Origin of the sequence: Phormidium sp. CCY1219 (genome assembly GCF_035615515.1) — a bacterium.
Classification (GTDB): domain Bacteria; phylum Cyanobacteriota; class Cyanobacteriia; order Cyanobacteriales; family Laspinemataceae; genus CCY1219.
This window is the reverse complement of sequence record NZ_JAJENT010000303.1, coordinates 1-734: the sequence shown is the minus strand read 5'-3', so window position 1 is coordinate 734 and position 734 is coordinate 1. Positions and strand designations below refer to the sequence as shown.

At 46.2% G+C, this 734-nt stretch carries 1 protein-coding gene; it reads left to right on the top strand.

What is annotated here, in order from left to right; all coding sequences use genetic code 11:
• Window positions 1-70 precede the first annotated feature (70 nt).
• Window positions 71-734 (top strand): hypothetical protein (locus LKK83_RS04995; RefSeq protein WP_324629817.1); only part of this gene is annotated, 664 nt, incomplete at its 3' end.

Sequence of the window (734 nt, the reverse complement as noted above, 5' to 3'; positions counted from 1 at the left end):
TTCTGCAATTTAATTGTTGACCAACCGCATAAAATAACAATGATTAACCTCAAAGTAATCACTCAATTGTATGGTCAAACAAGCAGATATTGGCAGCAAACGCCTGATTAGTCTGGCACCAGAACTGTGGGTGCAATGGGTAACGCAAATTCAACAAGTAGAGGTGCGAGATATTATCGCCTCCGAATTTCAGTGGGTCAGTCGGGAAAGCGATGTATTGGTGCGTGCCTATACCCCGGAAGAGGGGGAATTTTTAGTCCTCAATGAATTGCAATTACGCTACAATAACAAAATCCCGCGAAGAATGCGCGCTTATGCCGCATTAGCCGAAGAACGTTACCAACTGCCCACTTATCCCGTTCTGATTAATATCTTGCCCCCGGGACCATCGGTTTCCATTGCCAATGGCTACGAATCCGAGTTTCGAGGATTGCAAGCGCGACAGGATTATCGAGTGATTAATCTGTGGGAAGTCGAGGCAGAAATTGCTTTGCAACAACCCCTTCCCACCCTGCTTCCCTTTGTGCCCATTTTAAGAAATGGTGGAGAGGAATCCACCGTGCGCCGCGCCTTGCAGTTGTTACGAAGCAACGAGCAACTCGATGAATTAGAACCCTTACTGGCATTTTTTGCTACCTTTGTCTTAGAAATACCCCTAGTTCAACAAATTATGAGGTGGGATATGGCCGTGTTACGAGAATCTCCCTGGTACCAAGAAATTTTGCAGCAGGGTC